Annotated in this window: 8 protein-coding genes; 2 read left to right on the top strand and 6 right to left on the bottom strand. The window is 63.0% G+C overall.

Annotated elements, in window-relative coordinates; translation table 11 throughout:
- Positions 1-3 precede the first annotated feature (3 nt).
- The 6 genes from P272_RS0104485 to P272_RS0104455 form a co-directional block, all read right to left on the bottom strand.
- Positions 4-1,053 (bottom strand): LacI family DNA-binding transcriptional regulator, encoded by a 1,050-nt coding sequence (locus P272_RS0104485; RefSeq protein ID WP_029678354.1) that lies wholly within the window; start codon positions 1,051-1,053, stop codon positions 4-6.
- Complete coding sequence (locus P272_RS0104480) at positions 1,050-2,498, bottom strand: MFS transporter (RefSeq protein WP_029678353.1); 1,449 nt, start codon at positions 2,496-2,498, stop codon at positions 1,050-1,052. Before P272_RS0104480 ends, P272_RS0104485 begins: the two co-directional genes overlap by 4 nt.
- Entirely contained in the window at positions 2,488-6,537 is a 4,050-nt protein-coding gene (locus P272_RS08645) for a fibronectin type III domain-containing protein (protein WP_044097756.1), read from the bottom strand. The genes P272_RS0104480 and P272_RS08645 overlap by 11 nt, the downstream gene beginning before the upstream one ends.
- A 251-nt stretch (positions 6,538-6,788) precedes the next feature.
- Positions 6,789-7,370: a dCTP deaminase gene (gene dcd / locus P272_RS0104465; protein WP_024627087.1), complete on the bottom strand. Its 582-nt coding sequence runs from the start codon at positions 7,368-7,370 to the stop codon at positions 6,789-6,791.
- Between the two features lie 841 nt (positions 7,371-8,211).
- On the bottom strand, positions 8,212-9,615 hold the full coding sequence (locus tag P272_RS0104460) for an MFS transporter (RefSeq protein WP_044097755.1): 1,404 nt from the start codon (positions 9,613-9,615) through the stop codon (positions 8,212-8,214).
- A gap of 13 nt (positions 9,616-9,628) precedes the next feature.
- On the bottom strand, positions 9,629-10,621 hold the full coding sequence (locus tag P272_RS0104455) for a nucleoside hydrolase (protein ID WP_029678351.1): 993 nt from the start codon (positions 10,619-10,621) through the stop codon (positions 9,629-9,631).
- A gap of 274 nt (positions 10,622-10,895) precedes the next feature.
- Here P272_RS0104455 and fbaA point away from each other — a divergent pair, with 274 nt between their 5' ends.
- Both fbaA and P272_RS0104445 read left to right on the top strand, forming a co-directional pair.
- Positions 10,896-11,960: a class II fructose-bisphosphate aldolase gene (gene fbaA, locus P272_RS0104450; RefSeq protein ID WP_029678350.1), complete on the top strand. Its 1,065-nt coding sequence runs from the start codon at positions 10,896-10,898 to the stop codon at positions 11,958-11,960.
- A 194-nt stretch (positions 11,961-12,154) separates the two neighbouring features.
- Positions 12,155-13,456, top strand: coding sequence for an adenylosuccinate synthase (locus tag P272_RS0104445; protein ID WP_029678349.1), 1,302 nt, complete (start codon positions 12,155-12,157; stop codon positions 13,454-13,456).
- The last annotated feature ends 5 nt before the right edge of the window (positions 13,457-13,461 follow it).

The raw sequence follows: 13,461 nt of genomic DNA, 5'->3' as shown, positions 1-13,461 counted from the left end.
CAGCTATACCCCTTCGAGTGCGCTCGAAGTCAAGGCGCCCAGACTGTCCCGGATGGTCAATGAGGTAGGCAGGGCCAGGGCTCCGCGGTCCTCGGTGACAGGCGGGATGCCGGCTTTGCGCAGCCGAGCTATCAGGGCGGCCTGTTGACGGGACTGCCCGGTCTCGGGCTTCCGACCCAGCAGAATATCAGCTGCGGCATGTCCTATAGCTCTGCGAGGGATACGAATCGTAGCTACGGCCGGCTTGACGACAGGAGCGACCATGGTGTTGTCAAATCCGAGGACGCCGACCCTGTCGGGCACGGTGATTCCTTTGGACTGCAGACCCAGAATGACACCGGCGGCGATCAGATCATTGTAAGCGACCACGGCATCGGGAGGTTCCTGCTCCAGAGCGATGACGGCCTGCCTACCGCCTTGGACAGTAGGATTCACCGGACCAATTCGTCGGCATTCCAGCCCCATAGTCCGGCTGAGTGCTTGCAGGCTCTCCCAGCGGGATCGGTCGGACCAGGCCCCCACACGGCTGGCTATGTACACTACAGACCGTCTTCCTTGCCGCCGTAGCAGTTCCAGGGCTTGGGCCAGGCCGGTGGAGGCATCGGGCAGGACAGAGGGAAGGCCTTCTATGGGGCGGTTGAGGACTACAAGAGGCAGGCGTCGTCCCAGGCGCCGGGCCGTTGACGCCCGGACCTGATCGGTGGCCAGGATGATTCCACGGGTATGGCCGACCAGGCTTTCCAACAGGTCTTCTGTGCGCCCCAGCTCGGTTCCGGCTTCGATGATGCCGACTGCACCTTGTTCAGGAAGTGCCTCCTGAGCGCCGGCAAGGATCTGGGAGGAGATTCCGTTGGAGGTGTCCTGGACCAGAAAGGTGATCATGACTGGACCGGTCGCATCCCTACTGGGAGGACGGTCGGGTAGGGGGTATCCCATGGATCGGGCCAGGGAGCGGATATGGTCGGCGGTCTGCGAGTTCAGCCGACCGGGATTGTTGAGTGCGCGGGAGACCGTGGAAGGGGATACTCCGGCCCTTGCGGCCACGTCGATCATGCGCACGCGTCGGTGCCCTTCCCGCCCCTGTGCGGGCTCCGGGGATTTCCTGGACAAGCCTGATGCTCCGTTCCTTGCCTGATATGGCTGCACTGGCATTGTAGACGGCCTGCCTGCAGGTCGGCGCTGATACGTCCGAAGACCTCCTCGGTCAGTGGATAGCAGCGGATCAGCAGGACCGAGATGGTGAACATGGCAGCCGGTACCAGGCCCACAGCCAGCCGCATGTTGGTGCCCAGGGCCGGATCCTGGGCAACATTCATGCCTGGCCTGTAACCCAGGAAAGACAGGATGGCCGGCCCCGCCCATCCATTGATTGCCGCTCCGACCTGGCGGGTGATGCTGAGAGCGGCCATGGAGGCTCCGGCAGTGTTTCCGTTGCCGGTCCGCCACTGCTCGTACTGGACCGAATCCGCCTGCATGGCCCAGATGCAGGGGGTGATGACCTGCACTCCGATGCCGTTCAAGGCTATGCAGGCGACTGCAGGCCAGGCGGACCGGACCAGGATGAAGGCCAGCGAGGATCCGATGACCATCAGCCCGCCCAAGGTCCAGGTGCCTCGCTTGCCCAGACGTTGCACCAGCCAGGGCGAGCAGGGGGCTACAACCACCCCTGCAAGGACGCCCACCAGGGTCAGGGCGAAGGTGATTCGTCCGGTCTGCCCAGGGTTGCCGACGGTCAGGACCTCCTTGGCGACGATTGGGGCCAGCGAAGCCACCGGGTTGGTCATGAACAGGGTGGCCAGACAGACCACCAGCAGGGGCCGATTGTCGGCCAGGAGCCGCAGATCCTCTTTCAGGGAGGTGCGAGGGGCTGCTGGAGGCAGGTAGCGCTCCCTGGTGGTCCGGGCCATGATCAGATAGCCCAGGGAGCCCAGCAGACAGCAGGCGGCGACCACCGGAAGAAAGAGGCGGGAGGGGTCCATGTCGTTGACCCGCGGAGCCAGGGTAAAAGTCAGGATTACCCCTGCCGCCGCTCCGCCGAAGGTGCGGGAGGCCGCCAGGCGTTGGCGGTCATCGGGGTCCTGTGTCATAGCTCCCAGCAAGGCCCCGTAGGGCACGCCGCCCAAGGCTCCAAGGAGCTGATAAAGCAGATAGGTGGCGATGGCCCAGCCGATGCGCACCGGCATGGGGGCGCTCGCCGGAATGGTGCACATCAAGGTGACGGAGATCATCATCGGCAGGCCGAAGACGACCACCAGCCGTCGCAGACCACCCTCCCGATCTTTGGCGCGGCCGTCGGTGATTCTTCCGGCGACCAGGTAGACCAGGGCTTGGAAGAGGTGGGCTCCTAGGAAGATGTCGGCCACCAGCATGGGGTCCATGCCCAAGTAGAGGTAGTAGGTAGTCAGGAAGAGGTTGGTCATCTGCCAGCCGACGTTGTTGGCGGCGTCGCCCAGTCCGTAGCCCAGAATGGCGGACCTGGGCAGGGACTCAGCGTTCATGGTCGCCCTCGGTGATGAGGCAGGGAAGGGAGGCGGGGGATTCCGGTCCGGCTCCTGCCGCATTGATGGCGCTGACGCTGACCGTGTACTTGCCGGGTGTCAGATCATCGAGGGTCAGGGTGGTCTGTTTTGCAGCCAATCGCAGTCTCGTATTCTGCCCACTTCCCATTTCGCGCATGGTGACCAGATAGCCCTGTAGAGGGATGCCTCCATCGTTCGGGGGAGACCAGGATGCCTGCATGGTTTTACCGGAAGAGGTCAGCCCGGGTTTGGCCGGACGCCCGGGCGCATGCCCGAGGATTAAGGGATCGCCTTGGGAAGAGGTGGGTGAGACCCGGCCATCCTCGGTGGTGAAGGCTGCCATGACCCGGTAGATGCCTGGTGGAACCTGCCGGAAACTATGGGTCTGTTGGTCGGAGGGCAGCCAGACGGTCGGCTTGGGCTCATGATTGTCAGACGGTTTCAGGGTCAGTTCGCACCCTGAAAACCCGCGTGGGACATGGTCAACAGTCAGACGGACGGTCATGTCTGCCGGGTCAATGCTGACCTGGGGGTCGCTGGGCCTGGGCAGCGTCGGATCGGTCCTTTCGGCTTTGGGGGGTCCCATACGCAGCTCAAGCAGGTCCGCTGGTTCGCCGATGCCCGTGGAGTTGCACTCCTGCAGGATCATCCGCCAGGTGCCGAAGGGGATCCCGTCCAGGTCGGCCCGTCCCTGAGGCCGGTCTAGGTAGAAGGTCATAGCCCGGCCTTTTCGGTCACGCAGAAGGACCTGGGCTGTGCGGGGCGCGTCGGCCTGGTGTCGGATCGGTCCGTGCTGCCAAGCCAGGCGCAGGCGGTGTCCATGAGGCTGGGCGTCGATACTTTGGGGAGCTGCAGGTATGGCCGGCAGACGATGGCGAGAGAAGGCCATGATCTGGCTCAGCTGCAAGGCGTACCGTCCTCCCTGATAAGGGTTGGCTCGCAGCCGGGTTGCCTCGATTTTGATAAACCTGATATTGCTCATTGGGGCGAAGTCGAAGGCCTGTGGTCTACCGTCCGCCGGCAGCGGATAGTTGTGGCGGCTGCAGACCTTGGTCCAGCTGCGACCGTTCGATGAAAGGCTGATGGAGAAGTCCAGCGGAAAGCCCTGACCCTGGTTGGGGTCGGTCGACCTGCTGCCGGTTGCGTACTCCACCACGCCGAAGGAACCGGTGCCTGACTGCTGGCTGGCATCTCCGGACGGATTGCGACCCCGGGGCGCTAGGACCACCTGGGATAGGGTGGCAGCCTGCCGCATCTCCAGGAGAATCCACTCCGGGCGGTTCCGGTTGCCGACGGAGCTGGACCAGCCGAATCGGTCGTAGGCGGCTCCGAGACGGCCGTCGACCAAGGCGGCCCTTGTCCACCCTGGCAGATCAGCTTGGGAGGAGACCTGGACCCGGGCCCCTGCGGCAAGATTGGCCCGGGCCTGTCGGGGAGGCCGCCGCCCGGCGGTGAAGGTGACCGTTACCGTGGCCGTCTCCTGCAGCTCTCCACGAAAGCGCACGCGGGCTCGATAGAGATGTCCGGGTTCCAGGCCGGAGGGATTGACGGTGTAGTAGATATCCTGCTCGTGGCGCAGGTTCCCGTTCATGCTTTCCAGGCTGAAGGCGCCCTCGGCATCCTCCAGGATCTGGGCGCTCCAGCGCTCGCTCATTGCGCTGCCCTCCTGACGCAGATGGATGCAGTGTTTAACCTCTCTTGATACCCATTCCACCCGGCCCAGGTCGATGCGGGGGTGTGCGGTCCCCAGCCGTGGCGGAGCGGCATGGTCGATCCACCCCAGGAAGTTCTCCTCCCGGAAGACCTGCCTACCCTGCTTGCGCACGCACAGGACCAGAAGGAGTCGGGCCCCCTGGCTGGCCCGATCCCTGGGCACAGTGATGGTCACAGGTACGGTCCGCCAGGAGGCGTATGGGACCTGCACCCGTCGGCGACCTCGCTCGACAACTACCCGTCTGCCCTCTGGGCCACGCTGCCAGGCCACTTGCCAGACCAGCTCAAGGTCGGTTCCCCCACGTTCCTCGTCATTGTGGACGATGATTGTGCGCTGGCTGGTCACTGCGCGCGGGTAGATCCTGTGGGGTTGTCCCAGGCGCGGTTCGCGGTCGAATTCCTTGTCGTAGGCTGCGACATCTGCGAAGGAGGCAGCTATATATCCAAAGGCCGGCCCCTCCTGCCAGGGTTCGTCCTCAGCGCGCCAGGGATCGAACTGGGGGCGCAGCAGCCTTTTAGGGTTAAGCCCCCTGCGGATTCTGCGCCGGTCCGGTTCAAGGCAGGCCTCGATGTTATCGTAGATGAAGGCGGAAATGCAGAAAGGCTTCCAGTCGACCACTCGCGTGGTCCGTATGCCCCTGGTCACTCGTCCGACCTCCCGGCCGAAGTCAGCCCGGGAGATGGTGTCCGGATCGCCGTTGAGACGGCCGTGGTAGATGTCGACAATCCGTCCCTGCCCATCGTAGCGGGGGATCCCCGCAGTGGAGACCGAGAATTCCTCGCCGGCGGCCAGGGGCAGGGGCGATTTGATGTCATAGAGGGCATAGATGTCTGGGGCCGAGGTCATACCAGAGGGATACCCGCCGTAGTAGTGGCGGGAATCCTCGTCGGTAATGGGGGCATTGAAGCCGTCATTGACCACTGGTCGGGTGCCGTCCTGCTCATGCACGGCCGCTTGCAGGGCTGGGATGAGCAGGTCGCCATCCTTGGGGTTCCATGCCTCGTTGGTGGTGGACCAGAGGACGATGCTGGGGTGGTTCCGGTAGGCCCGCACCCACCGCCGCGTCCACTCGGCATAGTGGCCAATGGCTTCAGGGCCGTAGCTCATGTGGAAGGGCGGATTCAGTTGCACGTTGGCTGGAGAGCCTGGATTCCAGAAGGCCGTCTCCTCCTCAAGGAGCATGCCGGTCTCGTCGGCGCGGTCGGCCAGGGTTTGCGAGGGGACTGAGCGGATGTGGTTGCGCAGGATGTTGAAGTTGGCATGTCGATAGGCGTCAACCCAGGCCTTGGTCATGTCCCGGCCGGATTGGTTGTCGTCAAGGATCAGCCCATAGGCATCGCCGGCCTCGTTGATCAGGTCGCGGCTGCCCTGGTTGAGTAGGCAGAGGGAGTCGCCGCGCAACCGGATGGGGATGCCGTTGAGCAGGTACCGATCTCCTTGGCGCTGGAATTGCCGGAAGCCGAATCGCTCCTGGGAACGGTCGACCACATGGCCGCCGACGTCGAGGAGAGCCTGCATGACATAGAGAAAGGGATCGGCACGGGACCAGTAGCGGGCGTCCGGCCAGGCCGTCTGCAGGTGGACGACCTTGGAGGAGCGGGGACTCAGGGAGCAGGACACCGGGTTGAAGGCCAAGACGGTCCGGCCCCTGCGCATTGAAGGTTTCCAGGGGCGTACCTTGGCCCTGAACCGCAGATCGCATGGGCGCTCGCTGGTGTTGATCAGCGTTGCATTGAGCTCCAGCCGGTCGTTGGAAGGGTCGGCGTCGCCGCCCAGATCGGGGATGATTTGCAGGTCTTCGATGCGGATCTTGGGCCTGCTGTTGAGCCAGACGTCGCCGCCCAGCCCCAGCCGTCCAACCAGGTTCTCAGTGCCGAAGGGGAAGAGCAGCCGATCGGGTCCTTCTGCAGAGGTCAGGGCATCGGCGGGAAGGGATTTGACACTCCAGATTTCAATCCTTATTTGGTTGCGTCCGGCATGAACCGCCTTGGTGACGTCCAGATCATAGGGGAGCAGCGTCATCAGATAACCCTTGGTGGATGACGGCCCCACCGGGATTGTGTTGATCGACACCTTGCCCAGGGTGGCCAGGGCATCCAGATGCAGGATCATGTCCTCATTCGGGTCAAGGGCACCCAGGAAGAATTCCCTGAGGTAGACACCATGGTGCAGATTCCGGCTCCAGGAGGCCGGATAACCGGTGGTCTCCGGCAGGCTGTCCCACCAGGTGGGCACCATGACGGGATATCCCCGGTCTCCATCGTCGGGGTGGAAGTCCCAGATGCCGTTGAGATTGAGTTTCACGCCGCCTCGCCTCGCTGCCTGCTACTGATGTCAGTTCATGGCCGGCCATCATGGCCGGTCAACAGGCAGAGTACATCGTATTGAGGCGTTGCCATTTATTGCCAATCCGGAACCCAGCAGGAGGGGCCAAAGCTGGCTTTGGGTATGGCGGTTGAAGGTAGCCTTCTTGCTTGGAGTATTTCGAGGTGGTCGGCGAATATGCAGGCGCAGGCATGCAGGTGCCAAGCCTTGTGGGCCAGGCCTGGGTCTGATCAGTCTGAGACGTCAGCCTTGTAGAAGTTGACGTAGGAGCGGGAGGGGGTTGGACCGCGCTGGCCTTGGTAGTGGGAGCCGTTGTGCTTGGACCCGTAAGGGTATTGAGCGGGCGAGGAGAGCTGGAAGAAGCACATCTGGCCGATCTTCATGCCAGGCCAAAGTTTGACCGGCAGGGTGCTCACGTTGGACAGCTCCAGGGTGATGTGACCTTCAAAACCCGGATCGACGAACCCGGCGGTGGAGTGGGTCAGAATGCCCAGGCGGCCCAGGGAGCTTTTGCCCTCCAACCGGGCGGCCAGAGTGGAGTCCAGCTTGACATACTCCCAGGTGGATCCCAGAACGAACTCGCCTGGGTGCAGAATCCAGGGTTCGTCCTTGGGCACCTCGAATTGCTCGGTCAGCGCACCCTGGTCCTCCGCCGGATCCACGTATGTGTACTGATGGTTGTTGAAGACCCGGAAGTAGCGGTCCAGGCGTACGTCCACGCTGGAGGGCTGGACCATGGCGGGCGTCCACGGGTCCAGATTCAGGTGTCCTGCCTGGTGGGCATCCAGGATGTCATGGTCGCTGAGCAACATGCCTAGGTATCTCCTTTGGATTCGTTGGTCGAGGGTCTCTCCTCGGGCGGGAAACCATCCGAAATCCAGTCTAACCGGCCCTATGCCCGCTTCCTGATCCTGCTGGATTCACAGAGAATTTTCAGATAACACTATCGTCACCATAAGGTACCTGCTCTTTACTATAGATATCGGCTCAAAAACCGAACGGGCGGTTGACCTCCGTCCGACAACTGATTTCCCTTTCTTCTCTCTCGCCCGGCGGTGTTCACGCACCGCCGGGTTCTCTTCATTTTGGGGGAAGTATCAGTGCGCCGACGTTTCACGTGAAACCGTATGTCCAATGGCTCGATTGAGTTCGTTAAGGTCTATTACAGTACGGTCGGGCGTTGGCAAATCAATGAGTGTTTGCAAATCCATGAGTCGCCCAGTGTTGGTCCGGTCCGAACCTTTGTTCCTTGAGCTTCTACCCCCCCCCCCTCGTATTCAGGACTCAAGGCCGGCAGATCTCCGAGATGGAATTGACAGTTCCGTGCAGCCACATTCTGGCATAGATCGTGCTCCGATGCGCGGCCCAAATCATAGGCACAGAATTGAAGACGAGCATTGAAAATATGGAAGAACCCCCGTCAGTTATGGCTATGACGGGGGTTCTCCACCGGGGGGAGGGACGGCGATCTTCTTGCCTTCGGCGGCTGAGGGAAGAGGGGGACTATCACATTGCCAAAAGCAGTCCGAACTCCGCTCCCTCCCCGGTTCGAGCGGCCGGGTGCCGGTGCTGGGCCCGACTCATTCCCGAGGCCAGGAAGAGTGGACCAAGCAGTGCGGCTATCCGACCAAGTATGTGTAGGTCACACCAGCCTTACTCCTGGGGAGCCTTGGCTGACATGGCCTTGTGGAAGATGGCCACGATGATCAGGGCCAGCAGAGCGGCCGCCGCCATGACCCAGAACATGTTGGCCACCTGGGCCTGGATGCCGGTCTTGACGCCCGCCAGTGCATGCGACCCGAATTGGGGATTGGCCATGAGTCCGCTGTAGACAGCCATGCCAATAGAGGCCGAGGTGTTCATCATCAGATCCCCGATGCCGATGCCGCGTCCGTTCTGGTCCACAGGCAGAGTGGCCGAGAAGGAGTCGTAGAGGGGCGTGTAGGACATGGTGATGCCGGCGATGAAGACCGAGGCCAGCGCGGTCAGGACCCAGAAACCCGAGGTGAGCATCAGGGCCGAACCGGCGGCTCCGGCGATCATGAGCAGGGCGGACAGGATCAGCATGGGCAGGCGTCCCATGGCGTTCATGATGACTCCGGACAGGCAGCCCACCAGAGTGGCCACGATGTAGACGATGGTCAGGCAGAGGGAGACCTGGCTCAGGGAGATTCCGTAGATGCGGTCGCCGATCACGTTGTAGATGGGCACGCAGGCGAAATTGAAGAAGTAGAAGACGAAGAGGGCCAGCAGGACAGCCATGTAGGCGCCGTTGGTCACGAACCCGCGGCTCAGGAAGGGGTTGGCGCCCTTCCAGACGTAGCCGGCGAAGATCAGGATCAGGACGGCCAGCACCCCAAGCATCCAGGTGGCCGGGAAGGAGAAGTAGACGGCCACGAACCCGGCGATCAGCGCGAACAGGGCGATGCCGAAGACGTCGATGCGCTCGCCCTTGATGCCGGTGTCAGGCGTGTACTTGAGCACCGGGGGGATGAGCAGGATGGAGACCAGGGGCACCAGGAAGAGGTAGCGCCAGTCGATGGAGGTGATCAGTCCGCCGGCGAAGATGCCCACAGCCGAGGATGCGTAGTAGACGGCGTTGAAGATGCCCAGGTAGAAGGCGCGTTCCTTGTCGCTCAGGTACTTCATGGCCATGACCAGGAAGACCGAGCCGGCCACCTGACCGCCCGCGGTCTGGATCATGCGGGCCAGGACCACGGCCCAGAAGTTCGAAGCGCCGAAGAAGCCCAGGAGGCTGCCGACGATCAGGGCGCCCACGCCGAACAGGGTCATCTTCCTTGGGGAGATGTAGTCGCAGAGGGTGCCGTAGAGCATGCAGACCACGCCCAGGACGATGCCGGGCAGGGTGCTGATCAGCGAGGCGTTGGCGGACATCCCCAGGGAGTCACCCACGTTCTGGAAGACCAGGTTGAAGGCCTGGATCATCAGTGTGCCCAGCAGGAAGATGGCCAGCAGGGCCGGCAGGGCCCGCTTGGTGCTGCGGCGGTTTTCGTCCACGGTTGCTTCGGTAGCCGTTGTAGTGATGGTTTCGCTCATGACTGCCGTCCTTCTATCGTTCGCTCTCGGTCTTGCGCACCAGGGTCAGAAGCCTGTCCATGAAGCGCCGGGTGAACCGCTCGGTGTCGACCGACAGGGCCACCTTGGTGTTCTTGACCGTGTCCAGAAGCCTGCTGGGGTCGCCGATGGTACGGGCCCGCTGCGGTCCCTCGGTCTCGACCATCAGATTGGTGGCGAAGGTGGTGACCAGGCTGGGGTCGATGGCCACGGCTGCGGCCAGGGGATCGTGCAGGTTGCAGCCTCCCAGGTAGACCCCGCTCTCCTTTTCGCTGATGTCGATGTAGTAATCGGTCATGTCTGCCAGGAAGCGGCCGGCGCTGGTGCCTGTGGCGCGCAGGGCCTCGGTGTCCTCGCGGCTCATCAGAGCCTGGGTGGTCACATCCAGGCCAACCATGGTGATGTCTGCGGTGGTGGCGAAGACCCGGTTGGCTGCCTCGGGATCCTGGTTGATGTTGGCCTCTGCGAAGGGTCCAACGTTGCCAGGCTGGGTCAGCGTGCCGCCCATCATGACGATGCTGATGCGGTCGACGATGTCGGGGGCCTTTTCCAGGGCGGCGGCGATGGTGGTCAGGGCGCCGGTGGGCACTACGACCAGCTCACCCTTGGGGTAACGACGGACCGCGTCGATGATGAAGTCCACCGAGCTCTGCTGGCTGGCCTGCCGGTCGGTCTGTGCGGGGATTTCGACGTTGCCGGTGCCGTTGGCCCCGTGGAAGATCTCGGAGTCCGGCGGAACGCTGAAGGAGTCGGCCGTGCTGGGGTGATCGATTCCCTTGAAGACCGGGATGTCCTCTCTGCCATACATGGCCAGCAGCCGCAGATCGTTGTCGACACCTTGGTCGCGCACCACGTTGCCGTAGGTGCCGGTGATTCCGATCAGTTCGGCATCCGGGGAGCCCAGAACGTAGGACAGAGCCAGCGTGTCATCGATGCCAGTGTCCAGATCCAGGATGATCTTGCGGACGGTTCCCTTGTTTGCTGACACGTTGGTCTCCTTCCCAGAAGGATGGGCAGCCCCAACCTTCTGCTTACCTATGTCGTGCCTTCCCTAGGCTGATTCGTTACTGCCGTGAAACAAACAACCTGTTTGATGTAACGTTTCATCAAACTGTACGGAGCTAAACTACCTGCGGCTTGGAGGCTTGTCAAAGCGCGTCGGGGGGTGTTCGCCATCAGGGCAGAGACCCGCAAATCCATCGGTGATGTCTGCAGCTACGGGTGGTCGGCCGCTTTTCCTTGCAACGGACGATAATGAGGGTATGACTTTAGCGACTCCTGAACAGTATGTGGCGATGCTCGATGCGGCCAGACGGGGGTCCTACGCCTATCCCGCCATCAATGTGACCAGCACCCAGACCCTGAACGCGGCCCTGCAGGGGCTGGACGAGGCCCAGTCCGACGGGATCATCCAGGTCTCAGTGGGAGGTGCCGCCTACCTGTCCGGACAGCGCCTGGCCGACCGGGTGGCTGGTTCCATCGCCTTTGCCAAGTTCGCCCACGAGGTGATTGCCCGCTATCCAAGCATCACCGTGGCCCTGCATACGGACCACTGCGCCCCGCAATACCTGGACGAATGGGTTCGGCCCCTGCTGGCCGTCGAGAAGAACCAGGTGGCCCGCGGTCAGGACCCGCTCTTCCAGTCGCACATGTGGGACGGTTCCGGCCTGCCCCTGCGGGAGAATCTGGCCACGGCGGCGGAGCTGTTGGAACTGTCCCAGGCCGCCCACACCATTCTCGAGATTGAGGTGGGCACAGTAGGCGGCGAGGAGGATGGTCATTCGGCTGCCATCGACCAGCGGCTCTATTCCTCGCCCGAGGACGGCCCCAGGGTGGTCGATGCCCTGGGTCTGGGCGAGCGCGGCCGCTACATGGTGGCCTTCACCTTCGGCAACGTGCATGGGGCCTACAAGCCCGGTGTGGTCAAGTTGCGGCCCGACCTGCTGGGGCAGATCCAGGCCAGGACCGCCAGAGCCATATCCGATGGGGAGGTCGGCAGCTTCCCCGCCCCGGGCGCCCCTGCCGACAAGCCCTTCCTCCTGGTCTTCCACGGGGGCTCTGGCTCGCAGCCGGGGGAGATTGCCTCGGCCGTCTCTCATGGCGTGGTCAAGATGAATGTGGACACCGACACCCAGTACGCCTTCACCAGGGCCGTGGCCGGGCACATGTTCGCCAACTACGACAAGGTCCTCAAGGTGGACGGGGAGGTCGGCGAAAAGAGCGAGTACGACCCCCGTTCCTGGGGACGCCAGGCCGAGGACGGGATGGCGGCGCGTGTAGTCCAGGCCTGCCAGCAGCTGGGTAGTGCGGGAAGAGCCATGAGGTGATTGGCAACTTCCTGTCTTGAGAGGTACATGATGACGGGGAAGCTGCGGTCGACTGCTGAACCTGTTCGGGCCTTCTGACGCCAGGGTTGGTGCCTGGGTCGGTCGGTCTTCCGCTCCATACGTAGGGTTAGGCTCATCTATGGATGGTCTGCCGTTGTTTCCTTGGATGGCGGCCAGTGGATAAGGAGCATCGTATGCCTGGAATCGTGATCGTCGGGGCCCAGTGGGGCGACGAGGGCAAGGGCAAGGCAACGGATCTGATCGGCGAGCACATGGACTACGTCGCCAGGTTCAACGGGGGCAACAATGCCGGCCATACCGTGGTCGTGGGTGATCAGGAGTACGCCCTCCATCTTCTGCCCTCGGGGATCATTCACCCGGCCATCACCCCGGTCATCGGCAACGGTGTCGTGGTCGACCCGGCCGCCCTCTTCGAGGAGATCGATGGGCTCCAGTCCCGCGGCGTGGATTGCAGCCGGCTGAGGATCAGCGAGTCTGCGCACATCATCGCCCCCTACCACCGGACGCTGGATAAGGTGACCGAGCGCTTCCTGGGCAAGCATAAGATCGGCACGACCGGCCGCGGGATCGGCCCCGCCTACGCCGACAAGATCAACCGTGTGGGCATTCGTGTGCACGACCTGTTCAATGTCGACCACCTGCGTGACAAGGTGGAGGCCAGCCTGCACCAGAAGAATCAGATGTTGGTCAAGCTCTACAACCGCCGGGCCATCGAGGTGGAGGCCACCGTTGAAGAGCTGGCGGGATACGCCGAACGGCTCAAGCCCTATGTGGCCAACACCTCGCTGATGCTCAACCAGGCCCTGGAACAGGGCAAGAACGTGCTTTTCGAAGGCGGACAGGCCACCATGCTGGACGTGGACCACGGTACCTACCCCTTCGTCACCTCATCCAACTGCACCGCCGGGGGAGCCTGCACCGGCACCGGCGTGGGCCCGACCAAGATCGACCGGGTGGTCGGCGTGGCCAAGGCCTATGTGACCCGCGTGGGCGAGGGACCTTTCCCCACGGAACTGGACAATGAGCAGGGCGAATGGCTGCGCCGTCAGGGACACGAGTACGGGGTGACCACCGGCCGCTCCCGTCGCTGCGGTTGGTTCGACGCGCTGGTCAGCCGCTATGCAGTGCAGATCAACGGCTTGACCGACATCGTGCTGACCAAGCTGGATGTCCTTTCCGGCCTGGAGACCATCCCGGTCTGCGTGGGCTACGACATCACCCGGTCCGACGGCTCCCGCGTCAGGGTGGATCAGATGCCCGTGGACCAGGCTGAGTTCCAATCCGCCCAGCCGGTATACGAGGAGCTGCCGGGCTGGCGCGAGGACATCTCCGGCGCCAAGAGCTTCGAGGAGTTCCCGACCAAGGCCAAGGACTACATCCACCGCCTGGAGGACCTGTCCGGCTGCCGCATCTCGGCTGTGGGTTCGGGCCCGGGCCGCGATCAGATCGTGCAGATCCACTCGCTGATCGACTGAGGAAT

This window comes from Bifidobacterium sp. 7101 (genome assembly GCF_000499285.1).
Taxonomy (GTDB): domain Bacteria; phylum Actinomycetota; class Actinomycetes; order Actinomycetales; family Bifidobacteriaceae; genus Bombiscardovia; species Bombiscardovia apis_A.
Note: the sequence above shows the minus strand (reverse complement) of the source record. Positions and strands in the feature narration are given on the sequence as shown.

Excerpts from the sequence above, each read along its gene's own strand:
- P272_RS0104480 (WP_029678353.1), bottom strand. The coding sequence starts at position 2,498 with ATGAACGCTGAGTCCCTGCCCAGGTCCGCCATTCTGGGCTACGGACTG.
- fbaA (WP_029678350.1), top strand. The coding sequence starts at position 10,896 with ATGACTTTAGCGACTCCTGAACAGTATGTGGCGATGCTCGATGCGGCC.
- P272_RS0104445 (WP_029678349.1), top strand. The coding sequence starts at position 12,155 with ATGCCTGGAATCGTGATCGTCGGGGCCCAGTGGGGCGACGAGGGCAAG.
- dcd (WP_024627087.1), bottom strand. The coding sequence starts at position 7,370 with ATGTTGCTCAGCGACCATGACATCCTGGATGCCCACCAGGCAGGACAC.
- P272_RS0104485 (WP_029678354.1), bottom strand. The coding sequence starts at position 1,053 with ATGATCGACGTGGCCGCAAGGGCCGGAGTATCCCCTTCCACGGTCTCC.
- P272_RS0104460 (WP_044097755.1), bottom strand. The coding sequence starts at position 9,615 with ATGAGCGAAACCATCACTACAACGGCTACCGAAGCAACCGTGGACGAA.